The following is a 5,303-nucleotide window of genomic DNA, read 5'->3' as shown; positions in this document are numbered from 1 at the left end:
ACGCGTCGCAGTCGAAGCCGGTGAGCAGCCACTTGTGCGGGTCGAAGCAGTACGAGTCGGCGTACTCCAGGCCGGCGTGCGACCAGCGCAGCTCGGGACCCGCCGGCCTCGGAGCCCGCGTCGCCGTCGACCGCCGGCCCGGTGTGCCGGTCGTCATGGTCCCGGCCCGCTCGTCTGCCAGTCACGGCGTTCATTGCACACCGGTCGGGGAGGCTGAAGGGGCAGCTCGACCGCGTGTCGGCGACAAATCGGACCAATGGGCGGGGCCGTCGATCCGGTCCGCCGGGCCGGCACCCCCTATTGGTTCGCGGCCGCCCCGGACGGGTCACTAGGCTTGCTGCTCATGAGTCACGTTCTCGCGGCAGTGGCCTGGCCGTACGCCAACGGCCCCCGCCACATCGGCCACGTCTCCGGTTTCGGCGTTCCCTCCGACGTCTTCGCCCGGTACATGCGGATGGCCGGCCACGACGTGCTCATGGTCTCCGGCACCGACGAGCACGGCACCCCCATCCAGGTGCAGGCCGACGCCGACGGGGTCACCCCGCGCGAGCTGGCCGACCGGTACAACAGGGTGATCGTGGAGGACCTGCACGGCCTCGGGCTGTCCTACGACCTGTTCACCCGCACCACCACCCGCAACCACTACGCGGTGGTGCAGGAGCTGTTCGAGGGGATGTACCGCAACGGCTACATCGTGCCGAAGACCACCATGGGCGCGATCTCGCCGTCCACCGGGCGCACCCTGCCCGACCGGTACATCGAGGGCACCTGCCCGATCTGCGGGTACGACAGTGCGCGCGGCGACCAGTGCGACAACTGCGGCAACCAGCTCGACCCGATCGACCTGATCGACCCGAAGTCGCGGATCAACGGGGAGACCCCGAAGTTCGTCGAGACCGAGCACTTCTTCCTGGACCTGCCCGCCCTGGCCGAGGTGCTGCGGCAGTGGCTGGACACCCGGGACGGGTGGCGGCCCAACGTGCTGCGGTTCTCCCGCAACCTGCTCGACGACCTCCAGCCCCGGGCGATCACCCGGGACCTGGAGTGGGGCGTACCGATCCCGCTGGACGGCTGGCGCGACCGGCCCGACAAGCGGATCTACGTCTGGTTCGACGCGGTGATCGGCTACCTGTCCGCCTCGATCGAGTGGGCCCGTCGTTCCGGTGACCCGGAGGCGTGGCGAAAGTACTGGAACTCGAAGGACGGCGAGGGCAGCGTCCCGTCTGCCGACGGTGTCGGCGGAGACGCCCGGTCCTACTACTTCATGGGCAAGGACAACATCGTCTTCCACTCGGTGATCTGGCCGGCGCTGCTCTCCGGATACTCCGGTGAGGGCTCCCGGGACGGCGAGCCGGGCGAGCTGGGCCGGCTCAACCTGCCCACCGAGGTGGTCTCCAGCGAGTACCTGACCATGGAGGGGCGCAAGTTCTCCTCGTCCCGCAAGGTGGTCATCTACGTCCGGGACTTCCTGGAGCGCTACGACGCCGACGCGCTGCGCTACTTCATCGCCGCCGCCGGCCCGGAGAGCAACGACACCGACTTCACCTGGGCCGAGTTCCTCCGCCGCAACAACGACGAGCTGGTCGCCGGCTGGGGCAACCTGGTCAACCGGTCCGTCTCGATGCCGCGAAGAACTTCGGGGCCATCCCGCCGGTCGACCAGGCCGGGCTCACCGAGGCCGACGAGGCGCTGCTCGCGGTGGCCCGCGCCGGTTTCCGCACGGTCGGCGACCTGATCGGCCGGCACCGCCAGAAGCAGGCGATCGGTGAGGCGATGAAGGTGGTCGCCGAGGCGAACAAGTACCTCTCCGAGCAGGCGCCGTGGAAGCTCAAGGACGAGGCCGACAAGCCCCGGATGGGCACCATCCTGCACGTCGTCCTCCAGGTTGTCAGCGACGCCAACACGCTGCTCACCCCGTTCCTGCCGCACTCCGCCCAGCAGGTGCACGAGCTGCTCGGCGGCACCGGCGTGCACGCGCCGATGCCGGTCATCGAGCAGGTCGACGACCTGGACGGCGGCCCGGCGTACCCGGTGCTGACCGGGGACTACACCGTCGGCGCGCGCTGGGAGTCGGTGCCGCTGGAGGCGGGCCGGCCGCTGGCCGCGCCGAAGCCGGTGTTCCGCAAGCTCGACCCGTCGATCGTCGACGAGGAGCTGGCCCGGCTGGGCGGCTGAGCGTACGAGGCCGCGCGGCGGGAGGACGCCCCACCGCCGCGCGGCGTCACATCGCGTACCGGGTGTCCATCACCTGGTCGTCGGTCACCTCGGCGCCCGGCGCCCAGGTCTCGTAGACGCCACGGTCGTGGCACTGCGCTCCGGTGGTGACCACCGCGTCCGGGTCCGGGAACCGCAACCGCAACCGCAACCAGCCGGCCTCCTCGCGCAGCACCAGGCACGGCACACCCCGCCATCGGGCGAACCGGAGCCGGCGGGCCACCGCGTCCACCGGGTAGCGGGCCGCGCGGGTCATCGCCAGCACCCGGAACCCGCCGGGCAGGTCCGCCACCGCCTCGTACTCGGTGTCACCGTGCACGCCGACAAGTTGCGTGGAGCGGAGGGCGTCTCCGGTCGGCACGTACTCCTGGTCCGGCGAGAGGCCGGGCACCGCGGACAGCAGGTGCCGCCACTGCGGGCCGACCATGCGCAGCCAGCCGCGCTGCTCGGCCTGGTACGTGTAGAGCACCACCTCCACCCCCTCCGTCGGGTAGGCGAGCAGGGCGGCGTTCGCCGGCATCGGCAGGTCCGCGAAGTCCCGGGTGATGAACTCCGGGATGAGCTGACCGTTGCTCGGCACGAAGCCCGTACCCAGCACCGGGGGGCCCAGCCGGTCCCGGGAGGCCAGCGCGGTCAGGCCCCGGTGCGCCTCGCCGACCGGCACGTCGTAGTCGCCCGGGTCGGCGGCCCGCCAGCGCAGCGCGTACGCCACGTCCGAGCCGCCCCGGCCGACGTCGCCGTCGGTGCGCAGCACCGTGGTCGCCGACGGCGTACGCAGGTGCGCCACGTCGTGTTCCCGGTAGCAGAAGCCGTGCGGCAGCCAGCCCCGCACGTAGCCGGCGAGCTGGCGGGCCGAGAGCACCTTCACCATCCGGGTGCCCCGCCGCACGACCGCCGACGCGCGCGCGGCGACCAGCAGTGGATCTCCCGCGGCGGACGGCTGCTGGCTGAGCTGGTGCAGCTGCGCCCAACCCCGCTCCCGGTGCGCGGGCATCATCAGCGGTGTCTCCGGCTCCTCGGCCGGCTGCGTCGCACCGTGCACGGCGGTCACCTCGGTGACGTGCACGAACCGACGCCACGGCAGGGCGCTGCCCGGTCGGGGCGCCCACTCGAAGCCGGGCACCTCGTCGGGGCTGAACAGCTCGTACGCGGCGCCCCGGGCGATCTCCTCGGCCGGGTACACGCCGCCGCCGAACGCCACGCGCAGCCCGGTGCGTTCGCTGGCCGCGCCGCTGGCCTGAGGGGTGACGTTCACACCGTCGCCTCCCTCTCCCTCAGTGAGATGCCGTGTCGGTCCGGTGGCGCACCGCGTCCACTCACGCCGCGACCGTAGAGTCGCGCGGCGTAGTCGAGGCGAACGCCGGGTGGCGGGCGGATGGACAGCCCCGGTGTGTGATGCTGTCGCTGATGAGCGAGCCGACTGAAACCCGCCGAGAGCGCGCCGCCCGGCGGGCCGGAGAGTTCCCGCCCGCCCCCGAGCCGCTGCCCCGGCCGGTGCTGGACAGCCACACCCACCTGGACATCACGGTCAGCGAGGCCGGCGTACCCGGCGGCGGGCCGGCCGACGACCCGGTCGCCGCGGCGGTCGCCCTGGCCACCACGGTCGGCGTGGACCGGCTGGTCCAGGTGGGCGTGGACGTCGCCTCCTCCCGGTGGGGCGCGGACACCGCCGACGCGCATCCGGCCGTGCTCGCCACCGTGGCGCTGCACCCCAACGAGGCGCCCCGGCTGGCCGACCTCGACGAGGCGTTGCGGGAGATCGAGTCGCTGGCCGCCCGCGACCGGGTCCGGGGGATCGGCGAGACCGGGATGGACTTCTTCCGTACCGCCGACGAGGGGCGCGCCGCGCAGGAGGCCAGCTTCCGGGCGCACATCGCCATCGCCAAGCGGTACGACAAGGCGCTGGTCATCCACGACCGGGACGCGCACGCGGACGTACTGCGCATCCTCGACGACGAGGGCGCCCCGGACACCGTGGTGCTGCACTGCTTCTCCGGTGACGCCGAGTTCGCCCGCGAGTGCGTCCGCCGTGGCTACCTGCTCAGCTTCGCCGGCACCGTCACCTTCGGCAGCGCCGCCGGGCTGCGTGAGGCCGCCGCGCTCACCCCGGTGGACCAGATGCTGGTGGAGACCGACGCCCCCTACCTCACGCCGACGCCGCACCGTGGCCGGCCGAACGCCTCGTACCTGATTCCGCTCACTGTCCGCTCGCTCGCCCAGACCACCGGCACGGACCTCGACGAGCTGTGCGCCGCCATCTCCGCCACCGGCGACCGGGCCTTCGGCCCGTGGTGAGCCCGGCCCGACGGTCGGCTCCGACGCCGCCGCTACGCTGCCAGGCATGACCGGTCTCCTCGGCCCGGCGGAGATCCGGGAACTCGCCGCCCGCCTGGGCGTCGCGCCCACCAAGAAACTGGGCCAGAACTTCGTGCACGATCCGAACACCGTGCGTCGGATCGTCACGGCCGCCGGACTGACCTCCGACGACGTCGCCCTGGAGGTCGGTCCTGGCCTCGGCTCGCTGACCCTGGGGCTGCTGCCGGTCGCCGGGCACGTGCACGCCGTGGAGATCGACCCGGTGCTCGCCGGGGCGCTGCCGGAGACCGTCGCGCGGCACGCCGGCGCGGACGCCGGTCGGCTCACCGTGCACCGCGCCGACGCGCTGCGCGTCGACGCCGCCCAGCTGGCCGACCCCGCACCGACCGCGCTGGTGGCGAACCTGCCCTACAACGTCGCCGTGCCGGTGGTGCTGCACCTGCTCGCCGAGCTGCCCAGCCTGCGGCACGGCCTGGTGATGGTGCAGAAGGAGGTCGCCGACCGGCTGGTCGCCGGTCCCGGCTCCAAGGTGTACGGCATCCCGTCGGTCAAGCTCGCCTGGTACGCCCAGGCCCGCAGCGCCGGTCGGGTGCCGCCGAACGTGTTCTGGCCGGTACCCAACGTCGACTCCGGCCTGGTCGCCTTCACCTGTCACGAGCCGCCCCGCGCGGACGTACCCCGGGAGCGGGTCTTCGCCGTGGTGGACGCGGCGTTCGCGCAGCGCCGCAAGACCCTGCGCGCGGCGCTGGCCGGCTGGGCCGGCGGCGCGGACC

Annotated in this window: 3 protein-coding genes and 1 pseudogene; 3 read left to right on the top strand and 1 reads right to left on the bottom strand. The window is 73.1% G+C overall.

Going from position 1 to position 5,303, the window contains the following annotated elements:
* Positions 1 to 343 precede the first annotated feature (343 nt).
* Positions 344 to 2,175 (top strand): annotated as a pseudogene (gene metG, locus JNW91_RS29335) (methionine--tRNA ligase).
* A gap of 46 nt (positions 2,176 to 2,221) precedes the next feature.
* Here metG and JNW91_RS29330 read toward each other — a convergent pair.
* On the bottom strand, positions 2,222 to 3,469 hold the full coding sequence (locus tag JNW91_RS29330) for a hypothetical protein (protein ID WP_203178750.1): 1,248 nt from the start codon (positions 3,467 to 3,469) through the stop codon (positions 2,222 to 2,224).
* Between the two features lie 140 nt (positions 3,470 to 3,609).
* Between JNW91_RS29330 and JNW91_RS29325 the strand changes: the two genes are divergently transcribed.
* Positions 3,610 to 4,509, top strand: coding sequence for a TatD family hydrolase (locus JNW91_RS29325; RefSeq protein WP_203178748.1), 900 nt, complete (start codon positions 3,610 to 3,612; stop codon positions 4,507 to 4,509).
* A gap of 46 nt (positions 4,510 to 4,555) precedes the next feature.
* Positions 4,556 to 5,303 (top strand): 16S rRNA (adenine(1518)-N(6)/adenine(1519)-N(6))-dimethyltransferase RsmA (rsmA, locus tag JNW91_RS29320; RefSeq protein WP_203178746.1); only part of this gene is annotated, 748 nt, incomplete at its 3' end.

This window comes from Micromonospora parastrephiae, from assembly GCF_016802865.1.
In the GTDB taxonomy this organism is placed as follows: domain Bacteria; phylum Actinomycetota; class Actinomycetes; order Mycobacteriales; family Micromonosporaceae; genus Micromonospora; species Micromonospora parastrephiae.
The sequence above is the reverse complement of the archived record's forward strand: the minus strand, read 5'-3'. Positions and strand labels throughout refer to the sequence as shown.